Consider the following 24153-nt stretch of genomic DNA (forward strand, 5'->3'; position numbering starts at 1 on the left):
TTTAATTACTTAAAACAGTTCTTAATTTCTCGAGTGCAGTCTTAACTCTTGTTTTGACTGTCCCTAAGGGGATTTCTAATTCTTCAGAAACTTCTTTTTGAGTATACCCTTTAAAGTAAATCAAATTAATGATTAGCTGATAATCAGGCTTAAGTTCTGAAACAACTGCTGACAACCCTATAGTATCTACATTAATAGAATCTACAGAGCCAGCAGAACCATGTACGTCTTTATCTATACTTTGGACTTTTTGTCCTTTTTTATAGGCTTTTGACCGAGTAACATCAATGGCTAAATTCCTAGCAATATTCAACATCCATGTATATAGTCGTCCTTTTGAAGAATCATAACTATCAATCTTTGTCCATATTTTTACAAAACATTCTTGTAAAACATCTTCTGCAATTTCTTGGTTGTCGACTACTTGATGAATAATCGCAAATAAAGCATGAGAATAATTGTCATAAAGAGCACTAATACCAGCTTTGTCCTTCTTTTTTAAGAGGGCTATAAGATGACTTTCGTCATGGTACTGGTTAGTGTCTTTATTCATTTATGCTAAACTGCTATTTAAATTGACTTAAAAATCGTGCATCATTTTCAGAGTACAATCTTAAATCATTAACATTAAACTTCAATTGCGCAATTCGCTCCACTCCCATTCCGAAAGCAAATCCAGAATATACTTTACTATCTATGCCACAATTTTCCAACACGTTCGGGTCAACCATTCCACACCCTAATATTTCTAAAAAGCCGGTGTATTTGCAAACATTACACCCTTTTGATTTACAAATACTGCATGAAACATCCATTTCAGCACTTGGTTCAGTAAAAGGGAAATAAGAAGGCCGTAAGCGAATTTCAGTATCCTCTCCAAACATTTCCTTAGCAAAATACAACAAGGTTTGTTTTAAATCAGCAAACGATACATTTTTATCAATATACAAACCTTCTACCTGATGAAAAAAGCAGTGTGCACGAGCCGAAATGGCTTCATTCCTATAAACTCTACCCGGACTAATAGTACGAATAGGGGGCTTAGAGTTTTCCATTACCCTTACTTGTACTGAAGAAGTATGCGTTCTTAAAGCGATATCAGGGTTCTTTTCCACGAAAAAAGTATCTTGCATATCTCTAGCTGGGTGCTCTTCTGGAAAGTTTAAAGCAGAAAAATTATGCCAGTCGTCTTCGATTTCAGGTCCCTCACTTACATTAAACCCAATACGTTTAAATATCTCTATTATTTCACTTCTAATCAAAGAAAGTGGATGTCTTGCGCCTAAGTCTTTTTCTAGAGCAGGCGCTGTCATATCTATGGACTCTGATTTGGATTTAACTTCCTTTTTTTGATTGCTTTTCAGCTCTTCTAGTTTGTTTTGTGCAAACTGCTTCAACTCATTTAAAGCTTTCCCAAATTCTTTTTTCTGATCATTAGGGACATTTTTAAAATCATCAAATAATGCCTTGACTTGACCTTTACTACCTAGAATTCTAATTCTAAATTCCTCTACATCTTTGGCAACATTGCTATTGAACGCCTCCACTTCTGCAAGGAGTTCTTTCACTTTATTCAGCATTCTTCTATTTTAAAATGGTCATTCGAATTATTCTCACATCTTGCTTGGGCCTGTCTCTGCGATCAGTTTCTACCTGAGCGATCTTATCCACTACATCCAAACCTGCAATTACTTCCCCAAAGATAGTATAAGCTCCATCTAAATGAGGGGTTCCTCCTACGGTTTCATATACTTTTTTTTGAGCTTCCGTATACGGCACTTTTTTATCTTTGTTAGCTTTATCCAAATAAGCTCGAGGATAAATACTTCCTTGAACAATATAAAACTGAGATCCACTACTTCTTCTACTTGCATTTGTATTATCAGGCTGCCTTGCGGCGGCCAAAGCTCCTTTTTTATGAATAAATTGCTCGTTGATCTCAGCCGGTAGCGTATAACCAGGACCTCCATCTGAAAAGACCTTATTAGATGAGGCTGTTCTGGACTCAGGGTCTCCTCCTTGTATCATAAAGTTTTTAATCACTCGATGAAAGATTGTACTATCATAATATGATCGTGCGACTAAACTTAGAAAATTTTGTTTATGGCCTGGAGTTTCATCATATAATTTTACTGTAATATTGCCAGCAGTAGTTTCAATAAGCACTTTATTCTGTGCTGAAAGCGAAACAATTGCACTACTTAAGCTGATGAAAAGTAAAAATAAGGCTTTAAACAATTGTGATATCTTTATATTTGTGAATAATATTACCAAAAAACAATGAACAAAGTTATAAAAAATATATTCGGAGCTCTTCTTATTTCCTTAGTAATTGTGGGTTGCAAAAAAGAAGTTGAACCGGAACTTATTCTTACCGTTGAAGATGAATTTGGAGGTCCTTTAAAAGGAATCAAAGTGGCCATTTTTGCCAATGAGCTTGACCCCCTTTCAGTGTCATTTGGAATATTAGATTCTGGCATTACTGATGCCTCAGGCAAATACAGAAAAAAGTTTCCAAATACAGTTGTTTTGGACGTAGCAGCTTATGTAACGAATAAGGATGGCGACACAACTCGATTTGCCAAGGAAACTTTTAAAATTGAAGAAAAACGTCAACGAAGCAAAGAAAACTATGTTCGTCGTACCATCTACTTACCGCGCTAATTTATTTTCTTCAAAATATTCTACAATAGCTTGCTTCATCAACTGCGTTTGTTGACTGGATTTTAAATATGGTAATTTATTGGTAGCCTTCCAATGTGGCCACTCATCTTTATCTATTCCTTCAAATTCATAATATCCAAAACGACTCAGTAAAGTGCATACTGCTACATGTATCACGTCTAGCTTTTGGTCTTTAGTGAATTTTTTTGGCCCATGACCTAACTCTTGAACACCAATTAAGAACAATAGACTTTGCATATCAACCCCTTCTCCGAAGCGCTTTTCAACAATTTCTACAACCTCTTTCCACTTTTTTTCAAACTCCATATCCATAGTTTTGCAAAATTAATTAATAGTTTAGCATTTCGTTATGAATTATCTAGATATTGTTATTTGCATCCCATTAGCATGGGCTTTATATAAAGGATTTCGAAAAGGTCTTATTTTAGAAATAGCTGCATTGGTTTCGCTGGTAATTGGAATTATGATGGCCTATAAATTTTCTGATTATACCAGTAATTTATTGATTCAATACTTTGAGATACAAACTAAAGCATTACCATTAATATCTTTCATATTGACCTTCTTGGTGGTCGTAATTGGTATTCACTTTCTGGCAAAAACCTTAGAAAGAATCATCAAGCTTGCCGCTTTAGGTCTAGTAAATCGACTAGCAGGTGCATTGTTTTCTTTTTTAAAAATCGGATTGATTATAAGCACATTGCTATATGTGGGAAGCTTGTTTGACCAATCATTCCAGTTTATTCCTCAAGACATAAAAAAAGAATCTTTGGTTTATGAACCGATTATCTCAGCTCCACCAAAGATTCTTCCTATGCTAAAAAACCTCGAAATCGATCAAGCGTTTCCAGCTATTTTATCTTCTGATTCTACTCTTGTATTGCCTTAATTCCTGGCAGCACTTTTCCTTCTAAATATTCTAATAATGCTCCACCTCCTGTTGAGATATAGCTCACTTGTTGATTAAATCCAAATTGGTTAACAGCAGCTGCAGAATCTCCACCACCAATTAAAGAAAAAGCACCATTTTTTGTAGCCTCTGCAACTGCCATAGCTATTCCTTTGGTTCCTCTTTCAAAATTCGACATTTCAAAAACACCCATTGGGCCATTCCAAATAATGACTTTAGAGCGCTTAATGATATCTGAAAAATCCTCAATTGCTTTTGGTCCAATATCTAACCCCATAAATCCATCTCGAATCTCCATATTATCAGAAATACCACGTTCTGCAGTATTTGAAAATGCCTTTGATATTGCAGAATCAACAGGAAGCTGCACGTTAACTTTCTTTTCTGCTGCTAATTTTAAAATTGTTTGTGCTAAATTTAATTTGTCATCCTCCACAAGTGAATCGCCAACTTGACCACCTAGTGCTTTAAAAAAAGTATAAGCCATACCTCCTCCAATGATTAAGTTGTCCACACGATCCAACAACTTCTCAATTAATAAAATCTTATCAGAAACCTTCGCTCCCCCCATTATAGCTGTGATTGGATGATTATCTGAAGAAAAAGCCTTATCAACAGCCTCTAACTCTTGTTCGATAACGAAACCAAACATTTTATCGTTGGGAAAAAATTGAGCTACTATCGCTGTAGAAGCATGTGCTCTGTGGGCCGTACCAAAGGCATCATTAACGTACACTTCTCCTAATTGAGCTAGCTCTCTGGAAAAATCGATATCTCCATTAGTTTCTTCTGAATGAAACCTAAGATTTTCTAACAATACCACTTCTCCCTTTTGTGCAGCGGCTACTACTTTTTTTGCCTCCTCACCGACACAGTTTTTAGCAAAAGTCACAGGAAGCCCTAACTTTTCAGAAAGACCATTTACAATATGCTTCAAACTATACTTATCGTCATAAGCTCCCTTCGGTCGACCTAAGTGAGACATCAAAATTGGCGTTCCTCCGTTTTTGACAATATGTTGAATAGTTGGCACTGCTGCGTCTATACGTGTATAATCTGTTATATTAAAATCTCCATCTAGTGGAACATTAAAATCAACTCTAACCAATACTTTTTTACCTTCAAAATTGTAATTCCTTAGTGTATTCATCTTGTTATCAAAATTTGAGTTCGCTAATTAGTAATACAAAAGTAACTTTTCAAAATAAATGTGGCTAGTTTTTATTTCGTCAATCGAGAATTGCCCGTTTCTATCAGTATTTTTGAGCTAGAATAAACGAAAAGATGCGATTTAAAGATATTATTGGTCAAGAAGAAATAAAGTCACGCCTTATACAAACTGTGAAGGACGGCAGAATTAGTCATGCTCAATTATTTACAGGTAGTGAAGGGTCAGGAAATTTGGCAATGGCCATAGCTTACGGGCAATATATTAATTGTCTTAACCCGACTGATGAGGATAGTTGCGGAGCATGCAGCTCTTGTGCGAAATATGAAAAACTAGTACATCCTGATTTAACTTTTGCTTTCCCTGTCGCTACTTCCTCAAAGGCTCCCAAAAAGCCAGTTAGTAATCACTACATTACCGAATGGAGGGAAGCAGTATTGCAAAACCCTTATTTAGAATATGATGAATGGATTTCTAAGATAGAAATAGAAAATAAAATAGCTGCGATATCGGTGAATGAAAGTTCTGAAATTCTAAAATCAGTTGTATACAAGCGCTTTGAAGCCAAATATAAAGTTGTAATTGTGTGGCATGCAGAAAAAATGAATACCGAAGCATCTAATCGACTTTTAAAGTTTATTGAGGAACCAGAACCTAACACTTTAATTATTCTAATTTCTACAGATGCAGAAGCCATCATTAGAACTATTCTTTCAAGAACTCAACACACCAAGTTCAATCAAATCGATTTAAAAAGCTTATCCAACTATCTACAAGAAAAAAAGAACCTTGACTCTGAGAAAGCGATGCAAATTGCAGCTTTTAGTGATGGCGATTTTAATTCTGCGATGCGGTTAATTGACATGGAAGGCAAAGAGACCTTCTTCTTTGAGACCTTTAAAAATTGGATGCGAATGTGTTTTGCCGGTAAATTACCTCCTTTATTGGACTGGATAGAAGAAATATCAGCTAAATCAGTTGGAAGAGAACAGCAAAAGAATTTTTTAACGTACACCTTAAGACTACTGAGGGAAAGTATTATTTCTAATTATGCTGATGATAACCTTTTAAGACTAAGTAGTGGAGAAAAGGCATTTCTAAACAAGTTTGCTCCTTTTGTACACACCGGTAATATATTAGAATTGAACGATTTGTTTAACGAAGCCTATTACCATATTGAAAGAAATGCCAACCCAAAGCTGGTCTTTTTTAACCTTTCTACAAGAGTGACCAAACTATTAAGAACCAAAAATGTAAATTTGTAAGATTGTAATAATTATTCGACCCTTTTTAAAAGGGCACTAGATATAAATATAGAAGAGATATGGGATGTGGAAGTTGTTCTACTGGTGGAGATGGAACTCCTAGGGGATGTAAAAATAATGGAACTTGTAGTTCTGGAGGTTGTAATAAATTAAATGTATTCAACTGGTTGGGAAACATGGAATTGCCCAACAATCAACAACCATTTGATATGGTTGAAGTTCGATTTAAAAACGGTCGAAAAGAGTTTTATAAAAACCATGAAAACCTAACCTTATACGTTGGTGATATAGTTGCTGTTGAGGCCTCACCTGGTCATGACATCGGAATGGTTTCCTTAGCTGGAGAACTGGTTAGGGTTCAAATGCAGAAAAAGAAAAACTTCGGAAAGACGGATGAAGTAAAAAAAATATACCGAAAAGCTAAAGAATCTGATATAGAAAAATGGAAAGAAGGGCAAGAACGCGAAGAAGCAGCTAAACCAATTTCTAGAAGAATCGCTATTGAATTAGGGCTCTCAATGAAAATTAGTGACATTGAGTACCAAGGAGATTTGTCAAAAGCTGTATTTTACTATACCGCAGAAGAAAGAGTTGACTTTAGAGAATTGATTAAACGTTTAGCTGATGCCTTTAAAATTAGAATTGAAATGCGCCAAATAGGCATGCGTCAAGAAGCAGGCAGATTGGGTGGAATTGGTTCTTGTGGAAGGGAGTTATGCTGCTCAACTTGGTTAACTGATTTTAGGTCTGTATCCACTTCAGCTGCTCGTTATCAACAACTTTCACTAAACCCCATGAAGCTCGCGGGTCAATGTGGTAAATTGAAATGCTGCTTGAACTTTGAACTAGATGCCTACATGGATGAATTGAAAGGATTTCCAGACACCAAGAAAAAGCTTAAGACAGCTAAAGGAGATGCTTTCTATCAAAAAATGGACATCTTTGGTAATAAAATGTGGTACTCCTATTTTGATGAACCAGGAAAATTCATTGAATTATCTTTGGACAGAGTTCAAGAAATAATGGCAATGAATGAAAAAGGAGCGACTCCGACTGAATTAGTTGACCTTGAGAACATTGTCATCGAAATTGCAGAGCCGGACTACGCTAACGTAGTTGGTCAGGATGATTTAACTCGTTTTGATCGTCAGAAGAAAGCTAAGAAAAAACGAAAGAAAAAACCGAGACCTGCTAACCAAGCGAATGCTTCTACCGAAGGAAGTCCTGTGCCAAATAAACCAGCAAAACCAAGAGGGCCAAGACCTCCTCGAAATAAACAACAAGGAAACAAACCTAGAGGTAATAATCAAGGAGCCGAAAATAAGACTCAAAATAATAATGCTACCCCTAGCAAAGAGAATAATACGGGAGCGGAAGGTAAACCAAAAAAGAAAAAACCATTCCGACCAAAACGTAAACCGAGACCAAACAATGATTAAATGAGACAATTAACACTTTTTATTTTAGTCACTTCGGTCATGGTTTCTTTGTATTCTTGTGATGCTAATCGTGTATTTGAAAAGAATTTAGCATTAGAAAATGCCAGTTGGGACAGGATGCAGGTCGCTCGTTTTGATGTAGAAATTACAGATACATTATCATATTATAATTTATTTGTAAACATTAGGAATTCAGGGCAGTACCCATATAGAAATATTTATTTATTTACTCAAATAAAAAGTCCAACGGGACAATTTGCTAGAGATACTGCAGAATTCGTTTTGGCAGATCCTAAAGGAAATTGGTATGGAAAAGGAATTGGTGATTTATGGGAACACCAATTTCCTTATAAACAATCCGTGATGTTTCCTCGATCAGGGAAATATATTTTTGAAGTAGAGCAAGCAATGAGAGATAGAGAGCTGAAATATATTACAGATATAGGAATTCGAGTAGAAAAAGTAGCCCAATAAATTTCAAACGAAAGTGAAGGAAAAGGAAAATAAAAAAAATAAAGGAATCCTATTTTGGATTATTCTTTTTTGGTGTGTAGTAATCATTCCAATGGGATTATTTACGATGCTTATATATGGGACTGCGCATGAGTGGTTTGGAGAATTGCCTAGTTTTGAAGAATTAGAAAATCCTAAAAGTAATTTAGCTTCTGAGGTATATACTTCTGATGGAAAAGTTCTGGGTAAATATTTCTATCAGAATAGAACTAATGTTCAATATGAAGAACTTTCAGAATTTCTTCCAGTTGCCCTAATAGCAACTGAAGATGAACGCTATAACGAACATTCAGGAATTGATTTTAGATCTTTAGGGAGAGTTTTTATAGGTCTCGTTACAGGACAGACAGGTAGCACTGGAGGTGGAAGTACCGTTTCACAACAATTAGCCAAAAACCTTTTTCCTAGAAAAGATTTAACCAAGTTTCAATTGGTGATGCGAAAATTCAAAGAGTGGGTAATTGCTGTAAGATTAGAGCGACAATACACTAAGGAAGAAATTGTAGCCATGTATTTCAACACTTTTGACTTTGTCAATAATGCAGTAGGAATCAAATCAGCAGCAACAGTATACTTCAACAAAACTCCTCAGGAACTGAACATCACAGAATCTGCTATGCTAGTGGGTATGTTAAAGAACCCAGCATTATTTAATCCATTGCGATTTTACGATACGACACTTCACCGTAGAAATGTAGTATTGACTCAAATGATTAGAAATGGAGCAATTGACAAAATAGCATATGACACACTAAAAACAAAACCATTAGGTGTAGATTTTCAACGAGTAGATCACAAAGAAGGGATAGCACCCTATTTTAGAGAGATCCTAAGGTCTGATTTGAAAAAGATTTTTTCTGAAATTGATTCAACTACAGGAGAACTAAAGTATCGCAAAGCAAATGGCAAGGGTTATGACATTTATAAAGATGGATTGAAAATTTACACCACTATTAATTATGAGATGCAAAGCTATGCCGAGTGGGCGATGACTAAATACCTCGGAGAAAAGCTTCAGGCTGACTTTTTTAAAGATTTACAGCGCAAGAAGAAAAATCCATTTGACTGGAGAGTAACGGATGAAGAAGTTGATCAAATTATGAAATCAGCAATGCGAAGAACAGATCGTTACAATGTAATGGTAGGAGTACAATGTGCCAATTGTGGAAGAAGAGGAAAATATGTAGAAGAAATCACAGAAAATGGAGTGAACTATTTTGAATGTCAAGCAGATGACTGCCACCATAAAAGACGGGTAACTCCAAAAGATTCAATTGATATTATTTTCAATACCCCTGTTCCAATGACTGTTTTTTCATGGAAAGGAGAAATTGACACAGTCTTGTCTCCTATGGATAGCATTAGATATTACAAAAGCTTCCTGCAAAGTGGTTTGATGTCAATGGATCCAAATACAGGCCATATAAAAGCATGGGTTGGTGGTATTAATAGCAAATACTTTGCTTTTGACCACGTAGCACAAAGTAAACGGCAAGTAGGTTCTACTTTTAAACCATTTATGTATGCTGTAGCGATTGATGAGGGATACTCACCATGCTACGAAGTGCCGAATGTTGCGGTAACCTTTAAGAGAGGAGAATTTGGTTTATTAAAAGATTGGTCGCCTCAAAACAGTGACCCAAAAGATGTTGGATACAATGTGACCTTAAAGTATGGTTTAGCAAACTCTATGAATACTGTTTCTTCCTTTTTGATGAAGAAATTTGGTCCAGACCGGGTAGTAAAAATGGCCAGAAATTTAGGAATTAAGAGCCATTTAGACCCTGTTCCTTCTTTGGTTTTAGGAGTCGCTGACCTTTCAGTTTATGAAATGGTGGGTGCTTTTGGAACTTTTGCGAACAAAGGAATCTATACTGAACCCATCTATATTACTCGAATAGAGGACAAAGATGGCAATGTGATCAAAGAGTTTATTCCTGAAACGAAAGAAGTAATCAGCGAAGAGACAGCCTACACCATGGTGAATTTGATGGAGGGAGTCACTTCATATAACTACAATAAGGCGAAAGGGAAAAAGACTGCAGGTACGGGTATTCGTTTACGATTCCAGAGCCACGAATATGGTGGATTTACGGGGCCCATTGCAGGGAAAACCGGTACCACACAGAATAATTCAGACGGATGGTTCATCGGCATGATGCCCAACCTGGTGACAGGTGTGTGGGTTGGTGCAGAAGATAGGAGTGTGAGGTTCTCAAGAACTGGTGATGGTCAAGGTGCAAATTCTGCCCTTCCGATTTGGGGATATTACATGAAAAAAGTAATTTCAGACTCTACTTTAAAGGTAAAAAATATAGCCTTTGAAAAACCCGAACATCAACTCAGAATAGAGTTAGACTGTGATAAAACGCAAGAAGACAATAATTTTAACGACAACGAAGAACCTAATTTTGGAGGATAATGAAAAAGGTAGTTGCAAATGCTGAAGAAGCGATAAAAGGAATTGAAAGTGGTATGACTCTTATGTTGGGAGGTTTTGGACTTTGTGGCATTCCTGAAAAATGTATTGAGGCTTTATCAAAAAGTAAAATCACAAATTTAACATGCATCTCAAACAATGCTGGAGTAGATGATTTTGGCTTAGGATTTTTATTGAAAAATAAGCAAATCAAAAAAATGATTTCTTCCTACGTGGGAGAAAATGATGAATTTGAGCGCCAAATGTTAAGTGGAGAGTTAGAAGTGGAATTAACCCCACAAGGCACTTTGGCTGAAAAATGTAGAGCCGGAGGGGCAGGAATTCCAGCATTTTATACACCAGCAGGGTATGGAACAGAAGTAGCAGAAGGTAAAGAAACCAGAGAATACAACGGTAAAATGTATATACTAGAAGAAAGTTTAACGGCTGACTTCGCTATTGTTAAAGCCTGGAAAGGCGACACCAAAGGGAATTTAGTATTCAAGGGGACGGCTAGAAACTTTAATCCAGTAATGGCAACAGCTGGTAAGATTACTATTGCTGAAGTAGAACATTTAGTAGAACCAGGCGAATTGCATCCGAATGAAATTCATACTCCAGGTATTTTTGTACATCGAATTTTCGAAGGAAAAGATTACGAAAAAAGAATTGAACAACGAACTATATCTAAATAGGCAATATTGCCTATTTAGATATAGTCAATGAACCAATGATTTAATTTAACAATGTAACAATGAAGAATTGCTTCGTAATTTTTATAATGAATTAATACAAAGTAAATGCAAAAAGAGAATATTATAGTCACAAAAACGATAAGTTTTGCTCTAGCCATTATCTCTTATGCTGAATTACTTGAAGAAAAGAAAAAATATATTATCGCAAGACAACTTTTAAAGTCTGGTACCTCAATAGGTGCAAATATGCATGAAGCACAGAATAGTGAAAGTAAGGCGGACTTTATACACAAAGTAAAACTTGCTGCAAAAGAAGTAGAAGAAACAAAGTATTGGTTGACTCTCTGTAAAAAATCAGAAAGTTATCCTTTTGAAGAAAGTTTAGAAATCCAAATAAATGAAATTGGTTTGATTATTTATAAAATATTATCGAGCTCAAAAAAAGCTTCTAAGATATTGTAACATTTGAGAATTGTTACATTGTTAAATTAGTCAATTGATAAATTAAGATTATGTTAGATAAAAACGGAATAGCGAAACGAATTGCACAAGAATTACAGGACGGTTTTTACGTGAATCTTGGAATTGGGATTCCTACACTTGTTGCAAATTATATCCCTGAAGGAATTGATGTTACCCTTCAATCAGAAAATGGATTACTAGGTATGGGCCCGTTTCCTACAGAAGAAAACGTAGATGCTGATTTAATAAATGCAGGGAAACAAACCATTACAACACTTCCTGGCTCCGTATTTTTTGATTCAGCTATGAGTTTTGCTATGATTCGCGGAGGAAAGGTTCAATTGACCGTTTTAGGTGCTATGGAAGTATCAGAAACAGGGGACATTGCTAACTGGAAAATACCGGGTAAAATGGTAAAAGGAATGGGTGGGGCTATGGATTTAGTAGCATCAGCTGACAATATAATTGTTGCCATGATGCACGCTAATAAAGCAGGAGAATCCAAGCTATTAAAAAAATGTAGCCTCCCTCTAACAGGTGTGGGTTGTGTTAAAAAAATAGTAAGTAACCTAGCCGTAATTGATGTAACAGAAAGAGGTTTTGAACTCAAAGAAAGGGCTCCAGGTGTTACTGTGGAAGAAATTATCTCACTTACAGAAGGAACTTTAATTGTGGAAGGTGATATTCCTGAGATGAAAATATAGTGGAGTAAAAAGTATAATCTCATTTCCCATTCCTGCTTGTCCATGAAAAGTAAAATCAACTTTCTTAGTTCAAAATCAATTGCAATAGTTATTTCAATAGTTATTGTAATTGTACATTTTATACTTCGAAAATATAATTATCAAAACTTCCATAATGTATTGGGATGGGATGTATTAGCTTATTATTTATACTTGCCTTTTACATTTATTCATGGCGACCCAGGAATGACTGACCAAAACATTATCAAGTACATTTTCGATAATTATCAACCGTCAGGAACTTTCTATCAAGCATATCCAATTGGAAATGGAAATTGGTCTCCAATGTACACCCTTGGATACGCTATCCTATACTTCCCATTCTTTATAGTTGGGCATATTTGGGCATTGTTTTCTTCTTATCCAGCTGATGGGTTTTCTTATCCATATCAGTTTTCAATTGCAAATGGGGTGCTCACCTACATCATTGGTGGAGTTTTTGCTATCCGAAAATCGTTAACCCACTTCTTTTCAGATAAAATAACCAGTATAGTATTAGTATGCATGCTATTAGGCACTACTTTCTTCCATGAAGCAGTGATTGATGAAGTCGGTCCTCATGCTATGATGTTTGCAGGATTTGCTACAGCGCTACTTTTAACGATTAAATGGCACAAAAATCCACAATCAAAAACTGCATTTTTATTAGGTTTAGTAATAGGACTGTGCATCCTAGCTAGAGGAAGTGGTATTTTCGTAGTGTTTGTTCCATTGTTATGGAATATACATGATAAAGCTTCTCTTATAGAAAAACTAGAGTTAGTTTGGGAAAAGAGGAAGCATCTACTTTTTCTTATGATTGGTCTATTTGTTTTCCCAATGATTCAAATTGTATATTGGAAGCTAATTACCGGAGACTTTATTTTTAATACTTATAAAGTAACTCCTGGATTTGATTGGCTCCAACCCCATTTCCAGAAAGTATTTTTTAGTTACAAAAAGGGCTGGTTATTATATACTCCAATTATTTCATTTGCATTATTGGGCCTATACTCAATGATAAAACAAAACAAACAAATTAGTTTTGCTGTAATCACTTTTGTTTTAATTAATATTTATGTGATTTCGAGCTGGGGAACATGGTGGCAGGGAGGAAGTTTTGGATCCCGATACTTTGTTGAATCTTATGCTATTCTTGCTATTCCATTTGGATATTTTACGCAGGCCATTCTTCATAAACGAATATTGAAGTATACTTTCATTTTGTTAGCATCCTTCTTTGTTTTCCTAAATCTTTTTCAAACTTGGCAATTCAACAACTTCCTGTTTGATGGATATTCAATGACAAAAGAATATTATTGGAGAATATTTTTAAAGACAGAGGTCACTGATGAAGATAGAAAGTATAGAGAAATCATCAGAGATTTTGCACCAGTGGATGTTTTTAATAATAAAGAAGATTATAATAAACGTACTGCTGCATTTTTAAATTTTGAGGATGTGAATTTTATCGATTTTAACAGAGATTATATTGACAGTACAGTTTCAGTAAGTGGTAATAATAGCTTTAAAATTACTCCTGAAGCTATTTATGGCCCTACCTATAAAATCCCATATCATCACCTTACCCAGAATGAGCATGCATACATGACGGTAAGTTTTGATTACTATGCACAACATGACATCGCCGAAAGCTCTGCATTCTTAATTGTCGAAATGGACCACAACAATGGTCAATATGTAGAGAAAAGAAGAGCTTGGAACCTTAGAGACTTTGAACACAAAACTGGTGAATGGAACACCATTTCTGTTGATTATTTAACACCATACCCTCTATCAATGACAAATGACGTATTCAAAATATACGTATATTTAGATGGTGATAAAGCCATTAATATTGACAACTTTAAAGTCGATGTTTACGAACGTAAATGGTGACTAATCATTAGTTAATTTATAGATTTTTATCCCTTTGTGAGTAAATACCAAGTTTCTTCTATACGGATCAATTATTGGATTTGTATAAAAATTAGTATCCACAACAACCATATATTTTGCGCCTAGCTTAATTTTAGAATTTAATACATTCTCCTGATCAACAGCATTAATGGCAGACCATCCTTTTCTTTTTAAAGCATTTAACACCACATTAGGACTAGAATCGTCAGGAGCTACAATAAGGTCATCTTCCATGATTCCATGTTCCATTAGTTGACTCTCCATTTGATATAGATTAGTAAGCCATTCTGTATCAGGATTAAATCGCGAATTAACATTCTTTGAGGTGTGAATCACACTCAATACCAAAAAGACTGCAAGAGTTCCTGAAAACAATGTTGTTGTTACGATATTCCTCTCTATCAACCAACTATACTTTTTTATAAACATTACTATGGTTAAGGGAATAATTATCATTAAAGCAATGGCATAGTAATCGTGATACATAAATTGAATGTAAAACAGCAGAAAAAAACTAGCTATACCGATCAAGTTGAGTAAGTAAAAATTATAATAGAGGGAGCTGATTTTCTGATGATAAACCGGAACTATAACTAATCCCATTAATACTAATATGAAATATCGACCATATTGATATAGATAAGTATCTTTCCATACCATTAATGCTTGTTTTACTTCATGAATTAGTTCTGTAGAAGCACTCCAAATAGGTGCAGTCCTTAAGAAAAAGTAATCAGTTTCGTTCTCAAGGTTATACCAGCTAGCATATTGATACCAAACAAATAAGATAGCAAAGACGAAAAAGAATCCTACGATGCCTTCTAGTTTTAATAAATAATTCCTTTCCTTTTTATAAAAGGAGAGCACGTTTGATATCATTAGTGTACCTAATAATGCTAAAGTCGGAATGATGGTAGTAATTTTAAGTAGCCCTGCCATTGCAATGAAAACAATTGACCAGACTACATTCTTAATAGACTTTCGCTGTGAATATTGATAAATAAAGTATAAACCGATAAATGAAATAGACAACGCAATAGAATCGGAAATAAAACTAATACTATAAACTACATAAACTGGAGACGTAAACAGAAATGCAGAGGCAAAAGCACCGTAGAGACTACTCTTCAGTATCTTGGAAGAAAGTCTATACAAAAAAAATAATCCGATATAGGTAGTCAACAACCATATAATGCGGTATACTGAATAATCGAACCCAAAAATATGATAGCAAACCGCAACAAAATAATACATTATGGGGAACTCACCGGCGGCCTTACCGCGATTCTCCATTTGGTTATTCATTTGTGGCTCTAACAAAGAATTTCCATCCGAATAGTAGTTATAAGCCAATGATGCCCCGTCTGCTTGCCTCCAAACATGAATCCCTTCAGGCGGTCGATCTATGATTGAAAAATATCCATAAAAAAAAGACGCAGCTATTAAAAAAGCTACAAATAAGATATCAGCTAGAAATTTTCGTAAATGCATTCATTTTAACTTAGGAGTTCAATCACTATTACTCCAACACAATATAAAACTTATCAAATCAAATTTTCATTTATTCAAATATATAGAATAGCTTTAGTATGACTTCAAATTATAATATTATTACAAACAGAATGTTTGATTATCTTAGCCAACCGGATTAATGAAAATCTTGCTAGGCATGACTTTGAATCCGTATTTCGTATTGAATCGAAGGAGTTAAAAAGTAAACAATTAGGTATCGTAAATGGTTTTTAGTAGCATTTTTTTTCTCACATACTTCTTGCCGACCTTTCTACTTGTTTACCATTTTACTCCAAGAGAATCTAAAAATTTAGTTGCATTATTAGCTAGTATTCTCTTTTATGCTTGGGGTGCACCAGAATTTTTGGGAATTGCATTGGGCTCCATACTAATTGATTTTTACATTGTAAAAGCCATATATCACGGTTCTTCTAAAATTAAAAAACAACTGCTCTGGCTCTCTATCTTAATAAACGTTGGGTTATTATTATATTACAAATACTTTAATTTCTTTATTGAAACCACCAATCAAATACTGACTAATTTCGGAATAGAAAGTATTGGTTGGACTTCTATTGTACTACCAATAGGAATTAGTTTTTATACTTTTCAAAAATTAAGTTATACAATTGATGTGTATAGACAAGTTAGATCTCCGCTAAAAAAACTGATAGATTACGCATTATACATCCTGCTATTTCCACAGTTGATTGCAGGACCTATTGTTAGGTTTCAAGAAATTGCTAGTCAGTTTACAGACAGAGACATCAATAATTACACTGATAAGCTATATGGATTTTATCGATTTTCTATAGGACTAGGAAAGAAAGTTTTAATTGCCAATGTACTTGGCGAACAAGCAGACCAAATTTTCGACCTCGAGCCTGTAAACTTAAATTCTTCTCTAGCGTGGATTGGAATTCTTTGTTATACTTTTCAAATCTATTTTGATTTTTCAGGATATTCAGACATGGCAATTGGGTTAGGTAGGCTGATGGGGTTTCATTTCCCAGAAAACTTCAATAGCCCTTATATATCTCAAAGTATTAGTGAGTTTTGGAGAAGGTGGCACATCACTTTGAGTTCATGGATGCGTGATTATTTATACATTCCGTTGGGAGGAAATCAAGTAAAGTCAAAGCTCAGACTATTTCTTAATCTATGGATTGTTTTTTTAATTTCAGGGCTTTGGCATGGAGCTGCATGGACCTTTATACTTTGGGGAGCCTTTCATGGTCTATTTTTAATTGCAGATCGACTATTTTTGAATCAACTAACCCAATATATTGGTAAAGCAGGAAGAGTTTTTTTAACTTTCATCATTGTAATGACAGGTTGGGTATTGTTTAGAGCCGATACACTTAGTCAAGCTATTGATTTTGCTAAAACAATGTACAGCTTTAATTTTGCACCCATTCCTAACTTTGCTAGTTTAGAGCTATTGATAACACTTTTCATTGGAATTACTTTAAGCTTTTTATTAATTGTTCCTTCTCTAAACAGTTTCTATTCCAAATTCAGTAATGGCACATCAACGATAAATAGCTTGTCCAAATTTTTTATCAGTTGTATCCTTTTTGCCTTTAGCATCGCAGCTATTTCAGGTTCTGACTTTAATCCTTTTATTTATTTCCGTTTCTAATGTGGCTTAAAAAGAACATACAAAAATTGCTCTACTTCCTGCTATTGGGGCTACTTTTCATGCCATTTATTCAAGAACGACTGAAGCTTATACCAGTAACTCCGTTATGTGGATACTTTGTAAAAACAGAAAAAATAGAACTCTCTGTATCGAACTTTATGGATGGAACTTTTCAAGAGAATTTGGAAACTCGAAAAAAAGAGAATGTAGGATTTCATGACTTCTTAATTCGATTGAATAATCAACGGAAGTATTCTCTTTTTAATGAAGTAAATACAAACGACATAATAAAAGGGAAAGAAGGCATGTGGTTTGGATTTAGCTATATAGCTACCTATTTTGGTAATGATTACATAGGGCATTCAAAACTAATGGATTTTAGCCATAAAATTAAATTCATCCAAGATTCTTTGAGCAAAAGGAGGAAGCTATTTTTCCCATTGATCATCCCAGGTAAAACGGCGGTTTACCCAGAGTTAATTCCTGATAGATTTTATGCTGAAAACAAAAAAAAAACTACCAACTACCAGACGCTAATACAGTTATTAGATAGCACTAAAACAACCTATCTGGATCTTAAAAAGTTTATTCTCATGAATAAGCCACTTTTCAAGTATCCGATTTTCCCAAAAAACGGAGTCCATTGGACTGGAAATACTGTTGCAATCGTTACCGACACTTTATTAAGTTTTCTGTCTACTAACACAGGTAGAAATTTAATAGATATGAAGCTATCAGATGGTGAAGTCACTTCTGACAATTACAGATTTACCGATTATGACATTGGAGAATCCATGAATATATTTACTCATATCTCAGGCGATTCACTACATTACCCAATGGTAGAATATGTTTGCAACAATTGCGAAAAGCCAAGAGTTTTAGGGGTTGGTGATAGTTTTTTGCAGAGTTTTAGGGGATTCTACCACACTTATGACTCTGCTTTTCATCCTAAATCATATTTGTGGTATTACAACAAAACAGTAGATTGGCCGGAAAAATTTAATGGAAAAAAAGTGCTGATTGAATACTTGGACTTAGAGGAAGAAATTGAAAAATCTGATGTCATTATTCTTGAATTCACTGATGAAAACATCCGCCAATCAGGCTTCGGCTTTGTAGACCAGTTGTATGACCTATTAAAAAACGGTAAAAAGAACTATTCTATTAAAGAATTAAAAAAATTTGAAAAATATAAAACAGATAGCACTGTACAGCATGCTAAATCAATTATTCCACTGACGGAATATTCTTTAGAAAAACAAATACAATTGATTGCCATTTCAAAGTATAATAGATCCAAAGTTTTAAATTTTGAGGAAGAAGTACAAAAAATGATGGAAGATATCAGAAATAACACGGAATGGCTTGAACTAGTGAAACAACAAGCCATCGAGAGAAATATTTCTCTCGAAGAAAATATATACTTGAATGCAAAATGGATGGTTGAAAATGAAAACTAAAGACTATAATTCTTCCTCTATTTTTATTCTACTTTTGTCTTTATCTTTGTTTCATGACCAAAAAGCTTTCTATTCTTATTCCTGCATATAATGAGGAACGAACGATTCACTTAATTCTCAACAAAATTAAAACTGTTGAGCTTTCAGGAGGATTTAGCAAAGAGATTATAATTGTGAACGACTGTTCATCTGATAATACCGTACAAGTTTTAGAAGATTACATTGCCAAAAATCCAGAAATGGGTATAACGCTTTACAGCCAACCTAAAAATATGGGGAAAGGTGCTGCTATTCATGAAGCGATAAAAAGAGCAACTGGAGATTACCTTATTGTGCAAGATGCAGATTTAGAATACGATCCAAGGGAGTATAATATACTACTCAAACCAGTAATAGAAGGAAATGCAGATGTTGTTTATGGTTCAAGATTTATGGGAGGCAATCCACACAGAATTTTATTCTTCTGGCATTCTATTGGAAATAAAATATTGACCCAGCTTTCCAATATGTTCACCAACCTTAATTTGACAGACATGGAAACATGCTACAAATTAATCGATACAAAGATTGCCCAATCACTTCAACTCAAAGAGAAACGTTTTGGTTTTGAACCTGAATTAACAGCTAAATTAGCGCGCATTCCAAAAATAAGAATCTATGAAGTAGGTATATCTTATTATGGCAGAACATATGAGGAAGGGAAAAAAATTGGATGGAAAGATGGCTTTAGAGCAATCTATTGCATCTTAAGATACTCATTTTAAATCTAAAAATGAAAACCCTACTAATTATTCCCTGCTACAACGAAGAGAATCGGCTTCCAATCGATGAACTGGTTCACTTTATTGAGAGAGAAAATGAAGGTTTGTCTTTCCTTTTTGTGAATGACGGTAGCACTGATAATACCATAAATATATTAAACAAATTAGCAGATACGTTTTCTTTCGTTAAGGTACTAGACCTTCAACAAAATGTTGGAAAAGCAGAAGCCATCCGTACAGCAATGCTAAAATATACTTCAGATGAATACGATTACATCGGTTATTTTGATGCCGATTTAGCAACTCCACTAGCCGAAGTCAATCAATTTATCGCAAAGGCAGAAAAGTTTGATCCAATCATTTTAATGGGTTCTCGTGTAAAACTATTGGGTATCACAGATATTAAAAGAAAGTGGTACCGTCATTATTTCGGTCGAGTGTTTGCCACTATTGCTAGTAGCATGCTTAAGATTCCAGTGTATGATACCCAATGTGGTGCAAAGATGATTAAATCGTCAGTTATCAAAGTGTTGTTTAAGGATTCATTTATTAGTTCTTGGCTTTTTGATGTTGAACTATTGTTTCGATTAAAAAAACTTCCTGATTATAATACTAATCCTACCCCTATTATTGAACTTCCATTATCAAAATGGGAAGAGAAAGGTGACTCTAAAATTCCGATATCTTATTTATTTAAGGTTCCTTTTGAATTGGTGAGTATCTACTTAAGATACTCTTAATCAATGAAAATTAGTTTATTTGAAAGAAATCTTACACAATCAAAATTAAGCTATCGAGACTTAATTATTCCTATATTATTGTTCGTGGTAGGAATGTATGTTTTACCATAAAGGATTATATTTTGAGTTTATTCCCGGAGATTTAGGTGATGCGCGCTTTAATAATATCGTATTAGAGCATGGATACCTCTTTTTAATAAATAAAGTAGATTGGTTTTGGAATGCACATTATATATATCCGTCAAAACTGGTAATTGCACGATCAGACAATTTGCTGGGTACTTTACCCATTTATGCAGCCTCCCGTTTTATTGGTTTTGATAGATATACAGCCTTTCAACTTTGGTTTATTGTACTTCATGCCTTAAACTATATTTTTTGCTTCTGGGTTGTCAACAAATTGTTTAAGAATAGCATAATTGCAGCTATAGGGGCATACGTTTTTGCTTTTGGAATATTCAATATAGGTCAAATCTATCATGCACAGATTTTTGCCCGACTTATGCTCCCATTAATTTTTTACTGCGGTATATATTTAGGATTTTTTGATTTGTATTCTATTCTTTTTCTGGTTATTGGGTATTTTTTAATCTACCGAGACTTCAGTCTATTCAAAAAAATGCCAATTAGAAAGGATTCTATAATTTATATCAGCTCCATAGCTGTCTCCTTAGCTTCGCTATACACATTATTCAAACCGTACTCATTATTTCAAAAGAAACAGGAATGAGGCCTTTTGAGAACGTAATTGATAGTATTCCGCATCTAACGTCATAAATATTTAGTACACCCGCATCTTTCATTTGGGGAGATTATCTCTTTCAACCTTTTGTCGACTCTACTAACCTACGGTGGACACATCTCTTATTTCCTAGGTTTTTCCTATTCTATTCTTCTTGTTGTCTATTCTACTGCTGATAGAGTCTATAATAAAGAATAAATCAGCTAAAGAATTATCATTCTTAATATTGAGTACCTTTTTGTCACTCCTATTTTGCATAAATATTGAAGGGTTTACGCTATATGAACTAATATATGAAATTCCCGGATTTTCTTCAATGTGAGCTCTTAACAGAATAATAAAATCACAGATTATATTATTCATTTTGACGCTCTCTTTTGTGCTTAATTATATCTATAAACATACGAAGTGGGGTAATGCAGTTTTATTAGCTACAGTTCCATTATTCGTACTAGATAATTATTACATTCTGAGCAATGACGTTGTTCGATACAGAAGGTCGGTTAGTATTGAAGACGTAGAAAGGATTAATTCAACAATCTGATACAATTAATTTTAAAGCAGTTGCTTATAATTTCAAAGATAAATCCTCTCACAGTAACATAATCATAAAGCACATAAGCGTAATTATTGCTTGCCAAGACCTAGGCATACAATGTATAAATGGATACTCTGGTTCTTACCCAGACAACTATATGTCATTTTTTGACTTAACCAATGAAATTGCTTTAAATAATTGGTTAGATCAGACAAATACTCTTCGTTCAGACGTACTCCTAATTAATGAGTAACAACTATTAATCCCTATCTCCTTGAAGTGCTTTCTTGTAATTGGGATGATCTAAATACTTGACATAATCTTCTGAAACATGCCTTTTCAAGAAAATATGTTTGTAGGCTTGAAAGGTCATAGAATCATAATGCAAAATAGTATGCTTATACTGATTAAATTGAAAAAAATTTAATCCAATCAATGAAGCAGTAATAACAGAAAACACAATCTTTTTCCATTTCAAATTATTGGTTACATCGCTTACAAAAGCGGCTAAAGGTATTGACAACAGAGGATAAATATCAATTAAACTTCGCATTCCATAGGAGCCTCCATACCACCAGCACCACCATGAAAATACGATGTAAAAGTGAACCAGAATAAAGGGAATCAATGAAAGTCGATATTTTCTGACTACCTCATTTTTGTAAAAAAGTCCTATTAATGAAAAAGCCATCAATGGAGAATAAATCAACCATCCATTTCTAAAACTAAATAGACCAGAAAAAATTTTGGAATCTGTAAAGAAAAAGCCCTCTTCTGAATAAGAATAATAAACCCAATCACCGGTACTGTATTTCCAATATAATAGTTGAGGAAAAATAACCAAGCAACCACCCAAGATCCCAATTAACAACTGTTTATAATTCGTTACGAACAACTGAATTCTACGAGTTAAACTGTCCTTGTTATAGACTCCTAGAAAAAGGAAAAATAATACTACCGTAATGTTTACTGGTCTAATCAAAACTATTAAACCGCTAATAGCACCTAGCATAAATAAGTGTTTAGTTTTTTTCGTTTTTTCCCAAAGTATCCCTAAATGTAAGAATGCAGCAATGGAGAAAAAACTGAATACATGACTCATTCCGGGCTCTTTAATTACATAATTTACAATATTAGTTCCTAATGCTATTATTAGAATAGTAACTGCAGTAACAAGCTCTGAAAAATGTGAAAGTAGGCTCTTTCTTATTAAAATCAATCCTAAAGTATAAAAGAGCAAGGAGGTTAATACAATAGATAATCTATAAGGTAAGGTATAACCATTATTATCATACCCTAAAGGAGTAGACAAATGATGAGCAACCAAAAATAAGGGACAATAAAAATAAGCCACACCCATGGTCATTTTAAAAGTCCTTTCCTCCTCTATATTTGTCTTAAACCAAATCTTATTTTGAATATTTGAATCTAGCTCATCCCAGAATTGCAATGAGAGATCTTGATAGATAAAAGTTGAAGGTAAATAACCGTAATAACTAAGCACGTCACTTTCGATTACTTTATGCTCTCCCCTCCAATATTTATTCGAAAACACAAAGCAGGAGATGATTGTAACACAAACGAGAATACTCAGATTACTAAATGATAATTTAATCATTAGTTTTTACTTGATTGTATGTCATAATTTAGAAAACCCAAAAGTAATTGGAAACCTAAAATAACTGGTAATGCGGACAACATAATGGTACCTGCAGAAGCCTCGACTCCAGTATTAACACTGTTTAACCAATTGATTGAGCCAAAAATAACTCCAAACATAAAAAGTAAGGCCCCCATAAATAATTGAAGGCTTCCTGCATTAAAATCTCGAAGAAAGTAATTATAACCAATTCGTTTTATGAAACGTACACAATACTTTGGCGGAAATTCAAACAGTATTTTACCAATTCTAAGGTTACTTTCTTCATCAGCATATAAAGCTTGCATTGAGAAATCTTCAACTCTAGCTCTGACCAAACTGAGTCGGAACAACATATCGCTTTCAAAAAAATATCGATTATCGATTTTATCTAATTCTAATTTGTGCAGTGTATCCTTATGAATAGCAGTAAATCCATTCGTAGGATCCATTATATGCCAATATCCGTTTACAAATTTGTTCAGAAAGGATAATACACTATTTCCAAATAAACGCATTGTAGGCATTCCTTTTAAACTTCTCAAATTATTAAACCGATTGCCTTTCGAATAGTCAGTTTGATTCAATAAAATTGAATTTACTAACCCTTTAATCAGGCTTGGATCCATCTGACCATCTCCATCAAGTTTTACTATTACCTCTGCCTGATCATCCTTTAAAAATTGCTTATACCCCTCTTTGACAGCACCGCCTACACCCAGGTTTTTTTCGTTAAAAATTACCTTTAATCGATTTCCATCATAGGATTGTTGAAGAAATTCACCGCAAGATTCAGGGCATTTATCATCAACTACATAAATTTGAGAAACAATCTCTGGTATTGAGTTTACGACTTCTAAAATTTGATTTTTGACTTTATAAGCTGGTATAACAACTGCTATTCTCATTTATGAATTG

General features: G+C 34.2%; 24 protein-coding genes. 15 read left to right on the forward strand and 9 right to left on the reverse strand.

The genetic code is table 11. The features are described 5' to 3' along the window. Nucleotide 1: 1 nt before the first annotated feature. Genes GQN54_RS02225 through GQN54_RS02235 form a run of 3 tightly spaced genes read right to left on the reverse strand, consistent with a single transcriptional unit; the run spans nucleotide 2 to nucleotide 2238 of the window. Complete coding sequence (locus GQN54_RS02225) at nucleotides 2-553, reverse strand: RNA polymerase sigma factor (protein ID WP_160631517.1); 552 nt, start codon at nucleotides 551-553, stop codon at nucleotides 2-4. A gap of 13 nt (nucleotides 554-566) precedes the next feature. Next, entirely contained in the window at nucleotides 567-1580 is a 1014-nt protein-coding gene (gene pheS, locus GQN54_RS02230; RefSeq protein WP_160631519.1) for a phenylalanine--tRNA ligase subunit alpha, read from the reverse strand. Between the two features lie 4 nt (nucleotides 1581-1584). Then, a complete protein-coding gene (locus GQN54_RS02235; RefSeq protein WP_207554789.1) occupies nucleotides 1585-2238 on the reverse strand; it encodes a peptidylprolyl isomerase in 654 nt (217 codons plus the stop codon). A 42-nt stretch (nucleotides 2239-2280) separates the two neighbouring features. On the opposite strand from GQN54_RS02235, the gene GQN54_RS02240 reads away from it, so the two are divergent. Beyond that, the gene (locus GQN54_RS02240; RefSeq protein WP_160631521.1) at nucleotides 2281-2664 is read left to right on the forward strand and encodes a hypothetical protein; all 384 of its coding nucleotides are present in this window, start codon (nucleotides 2281-2283) and stop codon (nucleotides 2662-2664) included. On the opposite strand, the gene GQN54_RS02245 is transcribed toward GQN54_RS02240, so the two are convergent. Then, a complete protein-coding gene (locus GQN54_RS02245; RefSeq protein ID WP_235932944.1) occupies nucleotides 2653-2991 on the reverse strand; it encodes a hypothetical protein in 339 nt (112 codons plus the stop codon). The genes GQN54_RS02240 and GQN54_RS02245 overlap by 12 nt on opposite strands. A gap of 43 nt (nucleotides 2992-3034) precedes the next feature. Here GQN54_RS02245 and GQN54_RS02250 point away from each other — a divergent pair, with 43 nt between their 5' ends. Beyond that, nucleotides 3035-3574 carry a CvpA family protein gene (locus GQN54_RS02250; RefSeq protein ID WP_160631525.1) on the forward strand — a complete coding sequence of 180 codons (540 nt, stop codon included), beginning with the start codon at nucleotides 3035-3037 and terminating at the stop codon, nucleotides 3572-3574. Here GQN54_RS02250 and GQN54_RS02255 read toward each other — a convergent pair. Then, complete coding sequence (locus GQN54_RS02255) at nucleotides 3555-4745, reverse strand: phosphoglycerate kinase (RefSeq protein ID WP_160631527.1); 1191 nt, start codon at nucleotides 4743-4745, stop codon at nucleotides 3555-3557. The two genes, GQN54_RS02250 and GQN54_RS02255, sit on opposite strands and share 20 nt — an antisense overlap. 134 nt (nucleotides 4746-4879) lie before the next feature. Here GQN54_RS02255 and GQN54_RS02260 point away from each other — a divergent pair, with 134 nt between their 5' ends. The 8 genes from GQN54_RS02260 to GQN54_RS02295 all read left to right on the forward strand — a co-directional run bounded on the left by GQN54_RS02260 (nucleotide 4880) and on the right by GQN54_RS02295 (nucleotide 14177). Then, nucleotides 4880-6028 carry a DNA polymerase III subunit gene (locus GQN54_RS02260; RefSeq protein WP_160631529.1) on the forward strand — a complete coding sequence of 383 codons (1149 nt, stop codon included), beginning with the start codon at nucleotides 4880-4882 and terminating at the stop codon, nucleotides 6026-6028. A 59-nt stretch (nucleotides 6029-6087) separates the two neighbouring features. Further along, entirely contained in the window at nucleotides 6088-7467 is a 1380-nt protein-coding gene (locus tag GQN54_RS02265; protein ID WP_160631531.1) for a PSP1 domain-containing protein, read from the forward strand. Then, entirely contained in the window at nucleotides 7468-7941 is a 474-nt protein-coding gene (locus GQN54_RS02270; protein WP_160631533.1) for a gliding motility lipoprotein GldH, read from the forward strand. Nucleotides 7942-7954: 13 nt separating this feature from the next. Further along, the gene (locus tag GQN54_RS02275) at nucleotides 7955-10402 is read left to right on the forward strand and encodes a transglycosylase domain-containing protein (RefSeq protein ID WP_317163930.1); all 2448 of its coding nucleotides are present in this window, start codon (nucleotides 7955-7957) and stop codon (nucleotides 10400-10402) included. Then, a complete protein-coding gene (locus GQN54_RS02280; RefSeq protein WP_160631535.1) occupies nucleotides 10402-11094 on the forward strand; it encodes a CoA transferase subunit A in 693 nt (230 codons plus the stop codon). Before GQN54_RS02275 ends, GQN54_RS02280 begins: the two co-directional genes overlap by 1 nt. Before the next feature lie 105 nt (nucleotides 11095-11199). Then, nucleotides 11200-11556, forward strand: coding sequence for a four helix bundle protein (locus GQN54_RS02285; protein ID WP_160631537.1), 357 nt, complete (start codon nucleotides 11200-11202; stop codon nucleotides 11554-11556). Nucleotides 11557-11606: 50 nt separating this feature from the next. Then, entirely contained in the window at nucleotides 11607-12260 is a 654-nt protein-coding gene (locus GQN54_RS02290; protein ID WP_160631540.1) for a 3-oxoacid CoA-transferase subunit B, read from the forward strand. A 42-nt stretch (nucleotides 12261-12302) separates the two neighbouring features. Beyond that, nucleotides 12303-14177: a hypothetical protein gene (locus GQN54_RS02295; protein ID WP_160631542.1), complete on the forward strand. Its 1875-nt coding sequence runs from the start codon at nucleotides 12303-12305 to the stop codon at nucleotides 14175-14177. Here the strand turns inward: GQN54_RS02295 and GQN54_RS02300 are convergent, their stop codons facing one another. Further along, complete coding sequence (locus GQN54_RS02300; RefSeq protein WP_160631544.1) at nucleotides 14178-15689, reverse strand: ArnT family glycosyltransferase; 1512 nt, start codon at nucleotides 15687-15689, stop codon at nucleotides 14178-14180. A 244-nt stretch (nucleotides 15690-15933) separates the two neighbouring features. Between GQN54_RS02300 and GQN54_RS02305 the strand changes: the two genes are divergently transcribed. The 5 genes from GQN54_RS02305 to GQN54_RS02325 all read left to right on the forward strand — a co-directional run bounded on the left by GQN54_RS02305 (nucleotide 15934) and on the right by GQN54_RS02325 (nucleotide 21046). After that, entirely contained in the window at nucleotides 15934-17352 is a 1419-nt protein-coding gene (locus GQN54_RS02305; RefSeq protein WP_160631546.1) for an MBOAT family O-acyltransferase, read from the forward strand. Beyond that, nucleotides 17352-18815: a hypothetical protein gene (locus tag GQN54_RS02310; RefSeq protein WP_160631548.1), complete on the forward strand. Its 1464-nt coding sequence runs from the start codon at nucleotides 17352-17354 to the stop codon at nucleotides 18813-18815. The genes GQN54_RS02305 and GQN54_RS02310 overlap by 1 nt, the downstream gene beginning before the upstream one ends. Before the next feature lie 53 nt (nucleotides 18816-18868). Then, on the forward strand, nucleotides 18869-19579 hold the full coding sequence (locus tag GQN54_RS02315) for a glycosyltransferase family 2 protein (protein ID WP_160631549.1): 711 nt from the start codon (nucleotides 18869-18871) through the stop codon (nucleotides 19577-19579). An 8-nt stretch (nucleotides 19580-19587) separates the two neighbouring features. Beyond that, nucleotides 19588-20316, forward strand: a complete 729-nt coding sequence (locus GQN54_RS02320; RefSeq protein ID WP_160631550.1) for a dolichyl-phosphate beta-glucosyltransferase — start codon at nucleotides 19588-19590, stop codon at nucleotides 20314-20316. 97 nt (nucleotides 20317-20413) lie between these two features. Then, a complete protein-coding gene (locus tag GQN54_RS02325) occupies nucleotides 20414-21046 on the forward strand; it encodes a hypothetical protein (protein WP_160631552.1) in 633 nt (210 codons plus the stop codon). A gap of 141 nt (nucleotides 21047-21187) precedes the next feature. On the opposite strand, the gene GQN54_RS02330 is transcribed toward GQN54_RS02325, so the two are convergent. The 3 genes from GQN54_RS02330 to GQN54_RS02340 all read right to left on the reverse strand — a co-directional run bounded on the left by GQN54_RS02330 (nucleotide 21188) and on the right by GQN54_RS02340 (nucleotide 24143). Then, complete coding sequence (locus GQN54_RS02330; protein WP_160631554.1) at nucleotides 21188-21421, reverse strand: hypothetical protein; 234 nt, start codon at nucleotides 21419-21421, stop codon at nucleotides 21188-21190. A gap of 434 nt (nucleotides 21422-21855) precedes the next feature. Beyond that, entirely contained in the window at nucleotides 21856-23214 is a 1359-nt protein-coding gene (locus GQN54_RS02335) for a hypothetical protein (protein WP_160631556.1), read from the reverse strand. Next, nucleotides 23214-24143 carry a glycosyltransferase family 2 protein gene (locus GQN54_RS02340; RefSeq protein ID WP_160631558.1) on the reverse strand — a complete coding sequence of 310 codons (930 nt, stop codon included), beginning with the start codon at nucleotides 24141-24143 and terminating at the stop codon, nucleotides 23214-23216. Before GQN54_RS02340 ends, GQN54_RS02335 begins: the two co-directional genes overlap by 1 nt. Nucleotides 24144-24153 lie beyond the last annotated feature (10 nt).

The organism is Acidiluteibacter ferrifornacis (assembly GCF_009909615.1).
GTDB classification, from domain to species: Bacteria; Bacteroidota; Bacteroidia; order Flavobacteriales_E; family Vicingaceae; genus Acidiluteibacter; species Acidiluteibacter ferrifornacis.